15 protein-coding genes are annotated in these 13,895 nt (G+C 62.5%); 4 read left to right on the top strand and 11 right to left on the bottom strand.

The annotated features are described in order from the left end of the window. Nucleotides 1-3 precede the first annotated feature (3 nt). The 4 genes from I6E51_RS05740 to I6E51_RS05725 are packed head-to-tail and all read right to left on the bottom strand — an operon-like array spanning nt 4 to nt 3,264. Nucleotides 4-999: a MoxR family ATPase gene (locus I6E51_RS05740; RefSeq protein WP_197106082.1), complete on the bottom strand. Its 996-nt coding sequence runs from the start codon at nt 997-999 to the stop codon at nt 4-6. A gap of 26 nt (nt 1,000-1,025) precedes the next feature. Continuing rightward, entirely contained in the window at nt 1,026-1,385 is a 360-nt protein-coding gene (locus I6E51_RS05735) for a PLD nuclease N-terminal domain-containing protein (protein ID WP_197109674.1), read from the bottom strand. A 38-nt stretch (nt 1,386-1,423) separates the two neighbouring features. Continuing rightward, nucleotides 1,424-2,212, bottom strand: coding sequence for a coenzyme F420-0:L-glutamate ligase (cofE, locus tag I6E51_RS05730; RefSeq protein WP_197106084.1), 789 nt, complete (start codon nt 2,210-2,212; stop codon nt 1,424-1,426). 38 nt (nt 2,213-2,250) lie between these two features. After that, entirely contained in the window at nt 2,251-3,264 is a 1,014-nt protein-coding gene (locus I6E51_RS05725) for a TIGR03557 family F420-dependent LLM class oxidoreductase (RefSeq protein WP_197106085.1), read from the bottom strand. Nucleotides 3,265-3,373: 109 nt separating this feature from the next. Here I6E51_RS05725 and I6E51_RS05720 point away from each other — a divergent pair, with 109 nt between their 5' ends. Continuing rightward, entirely contained in the window at nt 3,374-4,162 is a 789-nt protein-coding gene (locus tag I6E51_RS05720) for an alpha/beta hydrolase (RefSeq protein ID WP_307783830.1), read from the top strand. A 389-nt stretch (nt 4,163-4,551) separates the two neighbouring features. Further along, the gene (locus I6E51_RS05715; protein ID WP_197109673.1) at nt 4,552-4,830 is read left to right on the top strand and encodes a hypothetical protein; all 279 of its coding nucleotides are present in this window, start codon (nt 4,552-4,554) and stop codon (nt 4,828-4,830) included. A 79-nt stretch (nt 4,831-4,909) separates the two neighbouring features. Here the strand turns inward: I6E51_RS05715 and fgd are convergent, their stop codons facing one another. The 3 genes from fgd to I6E51_RS05700 form a co-directional block, all read right to left on the bottom strand. Continuing rightward, complete coding sequence (gene fgd, locus I6E51_RS05710) at nt 4,910-5,926, bottom strand: glucose-6-phosphate dehydrogenase (coenzyme-F420) (RefSeq protein ID WP_197106087.1); 1,017 nt, start codon at nt 5,924-5,926, stop codon at nt 4,910-4,912. 18 nt (nt 5,927-5,944) lie between these two features. Continuing rightward, nucleotides 5,945-6,433, bottom strand: a complete 489-nt coding sequence (gene coaD / locus I6E51_RS05705; protein WP_197106088.1) for a pantetheine-phosphate adenylyltransferase — start codon at nt 6,431-6,433, stop codon at nt 5,945-5,947. Between the two features lie 98 nt (nt 6,434-6,531). Further along, the gene (locus I6E51_RS05700) at nt 6,532-8,646 is read right to left on the bottom strand and encodes an ATP-dependent DNA helicase RecG (RefSeq protein ID WP_231599906.1); all 2,115 of its coding nucleotides are present in this window, start codon (nt 8,644-8,646) and stop codon (nt 6,532-6,534) included. A 172-nt stretch (nt 8,647-8,818) separates the two neighbouring features. Here I6E51_RS05700 and rsmD point away from each other — a divergent pair, with 172 nt between their 5' ends. Further along, nucleotides 8,819-9,391 (top strand): 16S rRNA (guanine(966)-N(2))-methyltransferase RsmD, encoded by a 573-nt coding sequence (rsmD, locus tag I6E51_RS05695; protein ID WP_197109671.1) that lies wholly within the window; start codon nt 8,819-8,821, stop codon nt 9,389-9,391. 19 nt (nt 9,392-9,410) lie between these two features. Here rsmD and thiL read toward each other — a convergent pair whose 3' ends face one another. Further along, complete coding sequence (thiL, locus tag I6E51_RS05690; RefSeq protein WP_197109670.1) at nt 9,411-10,403, bottom strand: thiamine-phosphate kinase; 993 nt, start codon at nt 10,401-10,403, stop codon at nt 9,411-9,413. Nucleotides 10,404-10,426: 23 nt separating this feature from the next. On the opposite strand from thiL, the gene I6E51_RS05685 reads away from it, so the two are divergent. Then, nucleotides 10,427-10,978 (top strand): DUF3515 family protein, encoded by a 552-nt coding sequence (locus tag I6E51_RS05685; RefSeq protein ID WP_197106092.1) that lies wholly within the window; start codon nt 10,427-10,429, stop codon nt 10,976-10,978. Between the two features lie 6 nt (nt 10,979-10,984). Here the strand turns inward: I6E51_RS05685 and I6E51_RS05680 are convergent, their stop codons facing one another. The 3 genes from I6E51_RS05680 to I6E51_RS05670 are packed head-to-tail and all read right to left on the bottom strand — an operon-like array spanning nt 10,985 to nt 13,892. Then, nucleotides 10,985-12,085, bottom strand: coding sequence for a D-alanine--D-alanine ligase family protein (locus I6E51_RS05680; RefSeq protein ID WP_197109669.1), 1,101 nt, complete (start codon nt 12,083-12,085; stop codon nt 10,985-10,987). Between the two features lie 3 nt (nt 12,086-12,088). After that, nucleotides 12,089-13,120, bottom strand: a complete 1,032-nt coding sequence (locus I6E51_RS05675) for an NAD(P)H-dependent glycerol-3-phosphate dehydrogenase (RefSeq protein ID WP_197106094.1) — start codon at nt 13,118-13,120, stop codon at nt 12,089-12,091. Between the two features lies 1 nt (nt 13,121). Next, the gene (locus tag I6E51_RS05670) at nt 13,122-13,892 is read right to left on the bottom strand and encodes a lysophospholipid acyltransferase family protein (RefSeq protein ID WP_307783828.1); all 771 of its coding nucleotides are present in this window, start codon (nt 13,890-13,892) and stop codon (nt 13,122-13,124) included. Nucleotides 13,893-13,895: the final 3 nt, after the last annotated feature.

The raw sequence follows: 13,895 nt of genomic DNA, 5'->3' as shown, positions 1-13,895 counted from the left end.
CCGCTAGGACGCGACCGAATTGACCGGAACCGGCGTCTCCGCAACGATGCGCTCAATCACAGCAGCGATCGAATGACCCGTCAGAACCGTGGATGACTGAGCCGCATGGCGCGCCGGAATCATGCGGTGCGCCAGCACTGTCACGGCAAGCGCATCAATGTCATCAGGCAACACGAAGTCACGACCATCAATCGCCGCCCGAGCCTTCGCCGCCCGCACCAGATGGAGCGTAGCCCGCGGGCTAGCACCCAACCGCACCTCGGGGTCACGACGCGTCGCCTGAGCAATCGCAACCGCATACTCTTCGACCGCGGTACTCACAAATACTCGTCGCACCGTCGCGATGAGCTCGCGCAACTGCTCAACCGAGACCACGGCCGTGAGCGCGTCAAGGGGGCTGCTGAGCTCCCGTGAGCGCAGCATCTCCAGCTCGGCTGCGGCATCCGGATAGCCCATCGAAATGCGGGCCATAAACCGGTCACGCTGAGCTTCGGGCAGCGGATAGGTGCCCTCCATCTCGATGGGATTCTGCGTCGCTACCACGATGAACGGGCTCTGCAGTTCGTACGTAGTCCCGTCGACCGTGACACTCGACTCTGCCATGCACTCAAGGAGCGCAGACTGCGTCTTCGGGCTGGCACGGTTGATCTCATCACCGATGAGAATGTTCGCGAATACCGGCCCCTTCTTGAACTCGAATTCACGCGTGTTTTGGTTATAGACCGAGACGCCCGTGATGTCGGCTGGCAGCAAGTCTGGTGTAAATTGCACGCGCGACACGGTGCTGTCTACCGTTCGCGCGAGAGCCCGCGCGAGCATGGTCTTGCCGACACCGGGAACGTCTTCGATGAGCAGATGACCCTCCGCCAAAAGCACCGTAAGCGCCAAGCGCACAGCCTCTGTCTTGCCATCAATCACGGTCGAAATACTGCGCACAATGGCGTCACAGTGATCGTGGAACACGTCGTCGGGTAGTGACCCGGAGGTAGGGGCATCCATGGGTCGAGTCTTACACCGGTCTTCCACTACGGCAATTGCTTACGCTTGCGCAGTTCATCTTCGAGGGCACGGATTTTTTCTTGGCGCTGAAAGTATTCGATCTCAGCGTCGAGTTTCGCGATCTCGGCTTCGGTCGTGCTCACCTCCAGTGATGGCAGTTGTGCGCGACGCTCGGGGGCACCAAAGGGCAGAGAGCTCGGAGCGGTGGACTGGTGCTGGCGGCCGATCGCAAACCAGAGAATGCTGCCGATGAAGGGCATGAAAATCACGATAAAGATCCAGGTGACCTTGCCGAGATTCTTGATGCGCGATTCATCAATCAGGATGATGTCGATCAACACTGAGATGAGCAACGCGAAGTACGCGAGCGAAATGAGACTCCCCATCCGCTCATCGTAGAGGCAAACTCCCCGACAGTCGAGTATTAGTCTTCTTTAGTTTCGACGGTGTTGTAAGCCTCATCGAAGCCCGCCATCCACGCCTCTTTTGTGCCCAGACTAAACATGTCCTCGGGGCCCGACCGCACGAGGGATCGCGCACCGGGAGCGTCGAGATCAGCGACGTGCTGACCTAGCCCGCGAACGACCGCAACGGGCAATCCCCCGGCCTTCCCCTTGACCAAATCTGTCGCGGCGGCAACTTCATCGGCGAGCGCCGTGACACTGACCGCAAGCGGGCGACCCGAAGCATCCGCGGTTCCGCGCAAATCATCGAGAACATGGATACCGGCCGCACCAATCGCGATGTCGGCTTGGCCCTTGCGCCAGGGCCTGCCGACGGTATCCGTAATCACAATGCCCACGGTCACGCCAAAGCGCTCCCGGAGCCCGGCGCAGAGCTCGCGGGCGGTCGCATCGGGGTCGAGCGGGAGCAGGAGAACGATGCCGTCAGGGGTGTTACTGGAGTCAACGCCCGCCGCCGCCATCACGAGCCCCAAACGGTTTTCGACAATGCGAGTGACACCGTTGGGGTGCTCGCGCGAGGCCACAATCCGCACGGTTTCGTCGGTGATGGCTTGTTCGCGATCGGCAGCCTCGACAGAACGACCTTCGGCCTTGCTCACGATCTTGGAGGTGACGGTGAGGATGTCGCCGTCGGCGAGGCCTCCCGAGTTCACGTCATCGGAGTCGGCAACGAGAGCCGTCGTAATCGCCTCAAGAAGGCTGTCACCGGACTGAATTTCGGGGATGCCGGGCACGGCCCATGCGCTCATTCTCACGCGTCTAGTCTGCGGCATTCGTGGCGCAGTCACTACTTGCGCAGTGCCGGCAGCACGTCACGCCCGAAGACCGTGAGAAACTCGCGCTGATTGCGTCCGACATTGTGGAGGTAGATGCGGTCGAATCCGAGATCGAGGTAGCTCTGGATGTAGGCGCGATGCACGTCAGGGTCGGCGCTGACGGGCATCCGCCCCTCGAAGTCTTCTGGGCGCACCATGCGCGCCAGTTGCTCAAGCTCGAAGGGCGAGCGGATGTCGTTCTTCGCGAACCGCAGACCACCGTTTGGCCATTCGGTGAGCGCGTTGCGCATGGCCTGTTCGTCTGTTTCGGCCCAGCTCAAGTGCAGCCGCAGCACGCGGCTCTGGCTCTCGGGTGCGCGGCCGGCTTCTCGTGCGCCTTCGGCGAATCGTTTGAGCAGCATGTCGACTTTGTCGAGGGGTGCCGCTTCGGTGATGAGACCGTCGACGGTTTTGCCGGCACGTTTAGCGGCGACCGGTCCTGCGGTCGCGACCAGGATTTCGGGGGCAACCTCGGGCATTGTCCAGAGTCGGGTCGATTCGAGGCGATAAAACTGGCCTTCGTGTCGCACGTCCTTGTTGCCGAGCCCCGAAGCGAACAGTTTCTTGATGATCTCGACGGCTTCGAACATGCGGTTGATGCGTTCGGGAGCTTCTGGCCAGTACTGGCCGACGATGTGCTCGTTGATAGCTTCGCCGCTGCCGAGGCCGAGCCAGTGTCGCCCCGGATTCATCGCGGCCAGCGTCGCGGACGCTTGGGCGACCATTGCCGGATGCCAACGAAACGTGGGCGCGGTGACTCCCGTGCCGAGATCGCCGGTAGTGGTTTCGCCCAGAGCGCTCAGCACGTTCCACACGAACGACGCCTGCCCCTGCTGGGGAACCCACGGCTGGTAGTGGTCTGCGGCCATCACCCCACGAAATCCTTGCGATTCGGCGTACTGCGCACTCTCCATGACGTCACGTGGAGCGAACCGTTCGAGCATGGCGGCGTAGCCGATATGAGGGGCAGAAACTGTCACGGGCATCCGTCTATTGTGGCGTGCATTGCCCCTGTCGCGCTGCAGCACCTTTCCGAGCATTGAATTGCGGTCGCGACGAGCGGATAATAGGCGCCCTACTCACTGAGGAGTCGGCATGAATCTGGGCGCGTTTTCCATCAGCACCGCTAGTCCGCTGATGCACGTCATTCTCATTCCAGGTTTCTGGCTCGATGAAGCCTCGTGGGCACCCATTACGCGGTCGCTTCGCGAGGCTGGCCACACGGTTCATCCGCTGACCCTTCCCGGTCTTCACCGCGACGACACTGATCGCGGCGCCATCACACTCGCCGATCACGTCGCTGCGGTAGTTGACGTGGTCGACAGCCTCACTCGCGACTATGACTGCGAAGACGACGCGGCGCACGGCCAGGTGGCACCGCCCATCGTTCTCGTGGCGCACAGCGGTGGAGGACCCATCGCCCACGCCGTTGCGGATGCTCGCCCCACCTGCCTCGCCCGGATCGTGCACGTCGACACCGTGCCGCTACCCCACGGGATGCCGATTAATACTGATCTGCCCACGATCGATGGCGAAATCCCCTTACCCGACTGGTCGGTGTTCGATGACGAAGATCTCGTTGATCTCACCGATGAGCTGCGAAGCACGTTTCGCCGCATTGCCATTCCGCAGCCCGCTCGGGTCGCCAGCGATCCCCAGAATCTGTCGACACCAGCGCGGTTCAGCGTGCCGGCGACGGTGATCTGTTGCGAATTTTCGAGCGAACAATTGCGGGCATGGATGCGCGACGATGAGCCCTTCGCCTCCGAAGTTACCCGCCTCGACGACCTCGAACTCGTTGACCTGCCCACCGGGCACTGGCCGCAGTTCACGAAGCCAGCCGAGCTTGCCGACGCAATTATTACGGCTGTGCATCGCAGCTAAATCGGGTCTTGTCCTCACAGGATCCCCGTCCTACACTGAGCAAACGCCAACTATTGAAAGGAGCTAGCCGTGTTTATGTTCGCAACAACGAAGAACCCAATTACTGCCGGCTCCGTCGGCACCCTCTCCGCCTAACCGGTTAGCGTTCTCCGCTCACCGGTTCTGACGGTGGCGGCGCTCACGGAGCACACGACCCAACTCGATCATCACGAGACTGCATTCGACTGACGAGTCGGCGCACCCCGACGGGGCTGCGCAGCACTCACCGCGATGACCACTCCCTTCTCTGGCAACTCGCGATTGCCGAAGGATGCTGTTGGGTCGCCACCTGAAACAGCGCGCTCTGACGCGCCATCCGCAACCTCTCTCTGTCACGAAAGTTTTCCATCATGAACGAACTACTGGCGGCCTCGAAAGACCGCCACGCCCATCCGTCCGAACCTCATCACCATGACCAGCCGCGACAGGCTGCCGTGCGTCGCGTGGGGGTAATCGACCGGCTTGCGCTGCATCTCGGCGTCGCGCTCATCACGTGGAGCCGCCGGCCCCATCGTGCGCGACTGATCGCGTCGGCCGAGTTGCTGGCCGCACACCAGCTCCGTCGTGAGCGCCTGGCTCACGCCAGAGCTCGCGCCGAGCAGAACTATCCGCGGTTCATCATCCGCTAAAGCATGATGCGGCCGTCACCTCGGAGGTGACGGCCGCATCATGGCGAACCTCAGCGGTCGCGGTTAAGCACAATCAGAGTTACAGCGCCCGCAATCGCGGTGCAATGTCGCGCTCGAACAGCTCGAGGAAACGGCGCTGGTCGTTGCCGGGCGCGTGGAAGACGAGGTGGTTGAGGCCAGCATCCACATAGGGACGAATCTCTTCAACAATCTTGTCGGGATCGTTGCCGACGATCCAGCGCGAAGCGATCTGCTCAATGGGCAGAGCATCGGCGGCGCGTTCCATCTCGATGGGGTCAGTGATGTCGTGCTTCTGCTCCTTCGAGAGAGCAAGTGGCGCCCAGAAACGTGTGTTCTCGAGGGCTACGTCGGCATCGGTGTCATACGAGAGCTTGATCTCGATCATCCGGTCGATGTCTTCGAATTTGCGGTCGACCTTGGCTGCACCCTCCTTGACCCCGGGGATCAGCGCATCGTTGTAGAGCTCCATGCCCTTGCCCGATGTGCAGATAAAGCCATCTCCGGCACGACCCGCATAGCGGGCGACCATCGGCCCACCGGCAGCGATATAGATCGGGATGGGCTGGTCGGGGCGGTCATAAATGCTCGCGCCGTGAGTGGAGTAGTACTCCCCCTCGAACGACACGCGGTCTGAGGTCCACAGTTCGCGCATGAGGCGAACGGATTCACGCAATCGAGCGAAGCGCTCCTTGAACTCGGGCCAGTCCTGCTCGCCAGCACCGCGGAATCCGGTGGCAACCTCGTTGAGGGCTTCGCCCGTTCCCACACCCAGCATGATGCGCCCTGGGTAGAGGCAGCCCATCGTGGCGAAGGCCTGAGCGAGCACAGCGGGGTTGTAACGGAAGGTCGGCGTCATCACGCTCGTGCCGATACGAATCGTGCTCGTGCGCTCACCGACCGCTGCCATCCAGCTCAGCGAGAACGGAGCATGCCCGCCTTCGTGACGCCACGGCTGGAAGTGGTCGCTAACCGCAACACTCTCCATGCCGTGTGCTTCTGCTGCCACTGCGATCTCTACGAGTTCACGCGGGGCAAATTGTTCTGCTGACGCTTTGTATCCGAGGGTGAGTGTCATAAACCCATTGTGCCGGTGTTAGTCGCGCGGCGCTTGCAAAAACTCAGAAACCGAACGCGGAACATAGGGCGCGACGTCTCCGCCAAGCGCGGCAACCTGACGCACCAGCGAACTGGACACGTGCGCATGAGCGGGATTCGGCAGCATGAAAATCGTCTCTACGCCGGCGAGGTCGCGGTTGACGATCGCCATAGGCGTTTCGTACGCGACATCCACTTGAGAACGGATGCCCTTGATGATGACACTCGCCCCCACATCGGTGCAGTAGTCAACGAGGAGGCCCATACTCCAGCTAGTTACAACGATGTTGCCCTGAAGGTGAGCGTCGGCAACGGCTTGTTCGATGAGGGAGACGCGTTGCGCAATCGGCAAAAGCGCGGTCTTGCCCGGGTTGTGCACGACCAGAACGTGCACTTCGTCAAAGGTTTTCGCTGCCCGCTCAATCACATCGAGGTGGCCAAGGGTGACAGGGTCAAACGACCCAGGAACAACAGCGATCCGACTCATGCTCCCACGATAGCCGCTCGGTGCTCATTGGCGCGTGGGAGTTCGCTGTGCGGGGAAATCTGGCGCAACACAGCAAAGCGTGCCTGCGAGCGGAGGCGCTAGTTTTTGCCGAGGAACGCTTCGGCACTCTCATCAAGACGACGCTTGAGTGCTTCGGCGAGCGCCGGATGCTCGGCCAAGGTCGGGTCTGCGACCAACAGCCCCTGAGCGGCCTCGCGCGCTTCGGTGATGAGTTGACCGTCGTTGGCGACTCGCAGCAGCTTGAGGCTCGAACGCCCACCCGACTGCACGCCGCCAAGCACATCGCCTTCGCGGCGCAGTTCAAGGTCTTTGTTGGCAAGTTCGAAACCATCGAGAGTGGATGCCACAGCCTCAACGCGTTCGCGCGCCAACGACTCCACCTCGGCCGCCGTGACAAACAGGCACAACCCCGGAACCCCACCACGACCAACACGGCCGCGCAGCTGGTGCAACTGGGAGACGCCGAAACGATCAGCGTCGAGCACCACCATCACCGAGGCGTTGGGTACGTCGACACCCACTTCGATGACCGTCGTCGCGACGAGCACATCGATGTCGCCCGCAGCGAAGGCGCGCATGAGCTCGTCTTTCTCCTCGCTCGAAAGCTTGCCGTGGAGCGCCTCAATCCGCTTGCCCGCGAGAACGTCGTTGCTGCGGAGCGACGCCAGCACCTCGGTCACGTTCGCGATCGGACGCGGCGGTCCGGCATCCGGGTCATCGGAGACAGCGGGCGTCGGCTCGCTGCCGGGCTCTTCAGTTTTGGCGTCGATGGCGGGGCATACAACGAAGCCCTGACGACCGATGGCGAGTTCTTCTGCCAGTCGCTGCCAGACGCGCGACACCCAGCCGGGTTTCTCGGCGAGGGGCACCACGTGGCTGCTGATGGGCTGACGGCCAGCCGGCAACTCAGCAATCGAGGAGATATCGAGGTCGCCGAACACTGTCATCGCAACCGTGCGCGGGATGGGCGTTGCCGTGAGCACGAGAACGTGCGGAGGCTTCGCGCCCTTGAGCCGTAGCGCTTCACGCTGGTCGACGCCGAAACGATGTTGCTCATCAACGACGACGAGACCGAGATCGACAAACGTGACCGCGTCGCCGAGCAGGGCGTGCGTGCCGATCACGATGCGAGAAGCCCCCGACACGGTCGCCAGCAGCGCCTTCTTGCGCTCGGCTGTCGGCAGCTGACCAGTGATGAGGGTCGGGCGCAGTTCGGCCGCGAGATCGGGGCCCAACGTGCGGATGATCGAACGGAAGTGCTGATGCGCCAGAACCTCGGTGGGAGCCAGCAACGCTGATTGCCCACCCGATTGCGCGACCGCGAGCATCGCCCGCAGCGCGACCAGAGTTTTTCCGGAACCCACCTCACCCTGCACGAGACGATTCATCGGCACCGGCTGCGCCATGTCGTGGAAGATTTCCTCCCCCACGGTCTGCTGATCGCCCGTAAGCGTGAACGGTAGCGCTGCGTCGAACCCTTCGAGCAGCGGGCCGGCCGTGCGCGCGATGGCCTCTGACTCACGCTGCTTCTGACGCTGTTGCAGAAGCGCCGATTGCAGAACAAATGCTTCCTGAAAACGCAGGGTGTCACGAGCTGCCCGCCAGTCCGAGTCAACCTTCGGACGGTGAACCTGCTCAAGGGCTTTCGCAAACGGAAGCAACTCGCGTTCGCGACGCACGGCATCCGGCACCGGGTCATCAAGCGGACCAAGAGTGTCGAGGACAACCTCGACGGCTTTCTGAATTTGCCAACTCGCGACCGTCGACGTCGCCGGATAAATGGGGATCGGCTGCTCGGCCCACGACTTGGCCTGCTCGGGCTTCTTGAGCTCGAGAGCATCCCGGTCGAACAGTTCGTAGTCGGGGTGAGCGAGCTGGCGCGTGCCACGATATTGGCCAACCTTGCCCGCGAAGATTCCGCGCACCCCCGGCGTCAACTCATTCGCACGCCAAGCCTGATTGAAGAACGTGAGGGTCAGGATGCCCGTGCCGTCGCTGATCGACACCTCAAGAATCGAGCCGCGCTTGTTGCGCATCGGACGATTGCGCACCTCTCGTACTTCGGCGACGATCGTCACCGCCTCATCCAACGGCAATTGAGCCAGCGCAGTCAGCTCGCCTCGCCGCGCGTAGCGCCGCGGATAGTGGGTCATCAGATCGCCGACCGTGAGCAGGCCAAGACCGCGCTGCATCGAGGTAGCGGTGCGCCCGCCCAGGACGGCGCTGAGCTTCTGATCAAGGGGCGAGGTCACCCTAGAAGAGTACCGGGGACCACTGGCGTTTGCCCCGCCCTGGGGCTCGTCCACCCGCCACCACGCGAGCCCCGTGCGCCCGTCCGCTCACCCCGGCTAGGCTCGACACGCTATGACACGCATAATCGCCGGGTATGCCGGCTCCCTCACCATTGCCGTACCGAGCGCGGGCACACGGCCCACCAGCGACCGCCTGCGCGAAGCCATCTTCTCCGCGCTCGAAGCCCGCGACGCCATTGAGGGCGCCCGCGTGCTCGACCTCTACGCCGGCACCGGAGCGCTCGGGCTCGAATCAGCCTCGCGCGGCGCACCCCACGTCACTCTCGTCGAGAACAACGCTCGCGCCGCTGCCACCTGCCGCAAGAACGCGACGCTCATCGCGGCGAAAGCTCCGCGCGGCTCAAAGCCGATCATTCTCACCGCCGCTCGCGCCGTGCACACCTTCTTGGAGACATCCGGTGATCAGTGGGATCTCGTGTTTATCGACCCGCCCTACGAACTCGGCAACGGTGAACTTCTCGTGGCGCTCGAACTGCTCGCCAGCCAGCTCAGCCCCGACGCCCTCGTGATCGTCGAACGCAGCTCGCGCGACCCCGAACCGGAATGGCCTGCTGGGCTCGAACTCGACCGTCGCAAAGACTACGGCGACACCACGCTCTACTGGGTTCAGCCGACCGCGCCATAGCCTGCCGGCACTTCGGCGATCAGCCGACCGCGCCATCCCAGCCCGCATAGGGGTCCCAACCACCACGTTCGGTGTAGGCGACGCCATCAAGAAGCACGCCCTCGCCCTCTACGACGCGACCAATCGCGCGGAATCCTGCTGGCAAGGTCGCTGACTCGGGAAAAGTCGCGAGCAACGAATGGTCTTCGCCACCATCGAGCTGCGCCCGACCACCCACCGCTTCGGATGACAGATCAAGCCCAACGCCACTGGCGGTGGCAACACGGCGAGCATCAATCGCGAGCCCGTCGCTCAGGTCGAGCATGGCCGTGGCTCCGCCGAGAGCGGCGGCTTTGCCGTCCGCGATCGGCGGTGCTGGCCTGAGCTGGGCGGCGATGGCGTCGGGATGCGTTGTCGCGAGCGCGGCGGCCGCTGCGGCATCCGGTTCGCCATCAACGACGCCCGCGGTGAAGAGGAGGCGGAGGCCCTCAGCGGCGAGACCGAGCGTGCCTGAGACGGCGATCACGTCGCCGACGCGTGCACCGGAACGCAGAACCGGGGCGCGGCCTTCGAGATCACCGAAAGCCGTGATGACAATCGTGAGCACTGTCGAGACCGAGAGGTCGCCGCCGATCACTCCGCTTCCAGGAGCGAGCGTTTCGCAGCCCTCGCGCAGACCATCAGCGATTGCTTCAAGCGCCGAGACGGGGGTGTCGTTGGGCGCCGCAATTGCGACCACGAGACCGGTGGGAACCGCCCCCATCGCTGCGACATCCGACAAATTTGTGGCAGCAGCTTTCCAGCCGAGATCGTACGGAGACGACCACGCAAGCCGAAAGTCTGGGCCATGAATCATCATGTCCGTCGTGATCACGACACGCTTGTCTGGCGTTGCCAACACGGCAGAGTCATCGCCCGGGCCGAGAAGCTCTGCCGCAGCAGAAGGCAGTCGCGGAAAGATGCGCTTGAGCGCGGCAAGCTCGCCCACGCCGCCGAGAGTGTCAAGGGTCTCGCTCGCGCGGTCAATCGTCATATTCTCACGGTAGCCTGAAGGCGATGAGAACGACGACCCGCACCCCCATAATCGCCATGCTCGCGATGATTCCTTTGCTAGCAACGCTGGGCGGATGCGCGGCAATCGTTCCACTCGAACCGGCGGATGACGCCGCTAACCCCACCTGTGCCGACGTGATTGTGCGCCTCCCCGACACTGTCGCGGGGCTCGACAAGCGCGAAACCAACGCCCAAGGCACTGGAGCGTGGGGCACACCGGCAAACATTCTGCTGCGTTGTGGCGTGGCTGTGCCTGATCCGACTGCGGAACTCGCGTGTGTCACTGCGCCAGAAGATGGAATCGACTGGCTGCGAGACGACAGCGACGCCCCCAACTATGTATTCACGTCGTACGGCCGCGATCCTGCTGTGCAGGTCATCATCGATAGCGACGGTGACCCCGATATCGATGGCGACGAGGTCTCTGGCTTCGACGCCCTCAGTCAGCTCGCCGGCGCCGTAAGTCAGGTGCCCGCCGACCGCTTCTGCGTCGGCCTGTCTGACACTCCCGCTCCCGACGACACCGCCGATTCCGGCGACGACGAATCCGAATAGCTCGCCCTAGCGAACGGTTTCTAGCCCGAGTTCGATGAGTTCGTCGATCAGCACGGGGTAACTCATGCCGCTTGCAGCCCAGCACTTGGGGAACATCGAGATCGGCGTGAAGCCCGGCAGGGTATTGATTTCGTTGACCACAAATTCGGTGCCGTCAAAGAAGAAGTCGACCCGGGCAAGGCCTGCTCCCCCGATGGAGTCGAACGCGCGCGCAGCGGTGCGCTGCATTTGCCACAGTTCGCCATCCCGCAGAGGTGCTGGGCAAATCAGTTCGGCGGCAGAAACGTCGAGATACTTGGCATCGAAGTCGTAGAAGTCGCGACCGGTGACCACGATCTCGCCGGCGACACTCACGCGAGTTTCGCCACCGTCGCGGCCCGACAGCACGCCGCATTCAATCTCGCGGCCCGTCATCGCCTGTTCAACAAGCGCTGTCGAGTCTTCGGCAAATGCTGTCGCGAAAGCAGCATCCAACTCTTCGGTGCTCGAGACCTTGGTCACTCCGACCGAGGACCCTGCGCGGGCAGGCTTCACAAAGACAGGAAACCCGAGACTGGATGCACGCTTGCGCCAGACATCCGGAGTGCGCTGCCACTGCTGTGCCGACACCGTCACCCACGGGGCCACGGCAACGCCAGCCGCTTCGAGCGCGAGCTTCGTAAAGTGCTTATTCATCCCCATCGCCGACGCGAGCACGCCGTTGCCCACATACGGCAGACCGGTGAGCTCGATGAGCCCCTGCACGGTGCCGTCTTCGCCGAACGGGCCGTGAAGGATAGGGAACACCACATCAACGTCACCGAGGCTACGAGTGGTGCCTTCGGCATCCGTGACCGTCAACTGGCGAGAGGCGGAAGATTCCGGCCAGTGCACGCGCGTGCCGTTGTCGACAACCTCCGGCATGGCCTCGGGGTTGAGGCGGAAAGTATCGGCGTCGTCAGGTTGGAGGGTGAACGCACCCTCGCGCGTAATGCCGACCGGGATGACCGTGTACTTGTCGCGGTCGATGGCCGAAAGAACGCCACCGGCGGTTGCGCAGCTAATGCTGTGTTCCGAAGAACGACCACCGAACAGCAAAACCACGGTTGTTGTGGGTTGGGCCGTCATCGTTTACTCCCCCTGAGGAAGGTCGTCAGTGGTCAAATGTGGGGCGATATCGCGCGGGGCGAGAGTTCCCGCCAACACTTCAGCCACCTGGCTTGCGATGGGCATGTCAACGCCTTTGGAGAGGGCAAGCTCAAGGATGGGTGCCACCGATGAGAGGCCTTCAGCGGTCTGGTTCATCTGCTTGATGACTTCAGAGAAGCTGTAGCCCTGGCCGAGAAGGCGGCCGGCGGTGTTATTGCGCGAGAGCGATGACTCACACGTAGCGATGAGGTCGCCAAGACCGGCAAGCCCCGCCAACGTTTCTGGTCGGGCACCGAAGGCGACCGAGAAATCTGTCATCTCAGCGAGGCCGCGCGTGATGATCGAGGCCTTGGTGTTTTCACCGTAGCCAACGCCGTCCACGATGCCGATCGCCACGGCGATGAGGTTCTTGAGCACTCCGCCGAATTCGGTACCGATGACATCGGTGTTCACGAATGAACGGAAGTAGCGGTTGCGCGCCGTAACCGCAACGGCGGTAGCGGTCTCGAGACTTGCGCTACTCATTACCGCTGCCGTCGGCTGCTCTTTGGCAATTTCCAGCGCCAGGTTGGGGCCGGATGCCACGGCGACCCGGTTCGGATCAACCCCCAACTCCTGCAGAATCACTTCGCTCATCCGCGCTCCGGTGCCCTTTTCGACACCCTTCATGAGCGAGACGATGATGGCGTTCTCAGGGATGAGTTCGCGAACGATGCGCAGGTTCTCGCGCAGCGACTGAGCCGGAACCGAGAGGTACACCTGCTCGGCGCCATCCAGAACTTCATGCAGCTTGTCGCTGGCCCACAACGAGCGCGGAAGGTTGATGCCGGGAAGGTAGTCGCTATTGCGTTTGGATTGCGTGATCTCGCGGGCAAGCTCGGGGCGGCGTGCCCAGAGCGCAACATCGTTGCCGCCATCGGCCAAGATCTTTGAAAAGGTGGTTCCCCAGGAACCGGCGCCGAGAACGGCGACGCGACGAGGGGTTTCTGGCGCTCCAGCGCTTCCGCTCAGCACGTTACTTGCTCTCGAATCGGCCGGTCTCACTCTGACCGTGCTCTGCCGGGTTGTACCGCACCGCAGGGGCAGTTTCTCCCCGGATCTCTTCGAGTAGCGACGTGATGGCGGTCATGAGTTTCTCCGTTACTTCAGCGAGCAAACGCGAATCCAAATGTCTGCCTTCGTACTCAGACAAATCCAGAGGTTCACCGAAACGAATGTGAACTGTCTTTCGAGGAAAAACACTAATACGTTTCGAGTAGCGCGGCAGAATTTCTTGGGCGCCCCAGCTCGCCGCCGGAATCAACGGGATGCCAGCCTCAAGCGCCGTGCGAACAGCACCATACTTTCCGCGCATGGGCCACATATCGGGCTCGCGTGTAAGCGACCCTTCCGGATACACCACAACAGCAAGCCCCTGATCGGCAATCTGACGGGCAGCCTTAAGCGGATCACCACTCTGGCGCCCGCGCGGGGAGCGTTCGACGGGCACTTGGCCCGACTTTCTCAACAGCCAACCAGCAACGGGAACTTTGAACAGCGATGCTTTTGCCATGTAGCGCGGCATCCGCCCCACCTTCCACATGGCAACACCGATCACGACAGGATCGATGTTGCTGTAGTGATTGGGTGAGATCACAAAGGCTCCGTCGGCGGGCACATTGTGCGAGTCATGCAACTTAAATTTCGCCAAGACGGTCATCGTGGGAAGCAACAAGAATGCGAGCACGCGGAACGCGGCAGTCTTCTCTGACTTGACGCGTCGGGGGCCATTAGAGCCAGATGACACCGG

The sequence above is a fragment of the Salinibacterium sp. NSLL17 genome, assembly GCF_015864935.1.
GTDB lineage: Bacteria > Actinomycetota > Actinomycetes > Actinomycetales > Microbacteriaceae > Rhodoglobus.
The sequence above is the reverse complement of the archived record's forward strand: the minus strand, read 5'-3'. Positions and strand labels throughout refer to the sequence as shown.

Bases quoted from the DNA above. Each gene is read 5' to 3' on its own strand.
- I6E51_RS05740 (WP_197106082.1), bottom strand. From the start codon at position 999: ATGGATGCCCCTACCTCCGGGTCACTACCCGACGACGTGTTCCACGAT.
- I6E51_RS05735 (WP_197109674.1), bottom strand. From the start codon at position 1,385: ATGGGGAGTCTCATTTCGCTCGCGTACTTCGCGTTGCTCATCTCAGTG.
- cofE (WP_197106084.1), bottom strand. From the start codon at position 2,212: ATGAGCGCATGGGCCGTGCCCGGCATCCCCGAAATTCAGTCCGGTGAC.
- I6E51_RS05725 (WP_197106085.1), bottom strand. From the start codon at position 3,264: ATGCCCGTGACAGTTTCTGCCCCTCATATCGGCTACGCCGCCATGCTC.
- I6E51_RS05720 (WP_307783830.1), top strand. From the start codon at position 3,374: ATGAATCTGGGCGCGTTTTCCATCAGCACCGCTAGTCCGCTGATGCAC.
- I6E51_RS05715 (WP_197109673.1), top strand. From the start codon at position 4,552: ATGAACGAACTACTGGCGGCCTCGAAAGACCGCCACGCCCATCCGTCC.
- fgd (WP_197106087.1), bottom strand. From the start codon at position 5,926: ATGACACTCACCCTCGGATACAAAGCGTCAGCAGAACAATTTGCCCCG.
- coaD (WP_197106088.1), bottom strand. From the start codon at position 6,433: ATGAGTCGGATCGCTGTTGTTCCTGGGTCGTTTGACCCTGTCACCCTT.
- I6E51_RS05700 (WP_231599906.1), bottom strand. From the start codon at position 8,646: ATGCAGCGCGGTCTTGGCCTGCTCACGGTCGGCGATCTGATGACCCAC.
- rsmD (WP_197109671.1), top strand. From the start codon at position 8,819: ATGACACGCATAATCGCCGGGTATGCCGGCTCCCTCACCATTGCCGTA.
- thiL (WP_197109670.1), bottom strand. From the start codon at position 10,403: ATGACGATTGACCGCGCGAGCGAGACCCTTGACACTCTCGGCGGCGTG.
- I6E51_RS05685 (WP_197106092.1), top strand. From the start codon at position 10,427: ATGAGAACGACGACCCGCACCCCCATAATCGCCATGCTCGCGATGATT.
- I6E51_RS05680 (WP_197109669.1), bottom strand. From the start codon at position 12,085: ATGACGGCCCAACCCACAACAACCGTGGTTTTGCTGTTCGGTGGTCGT.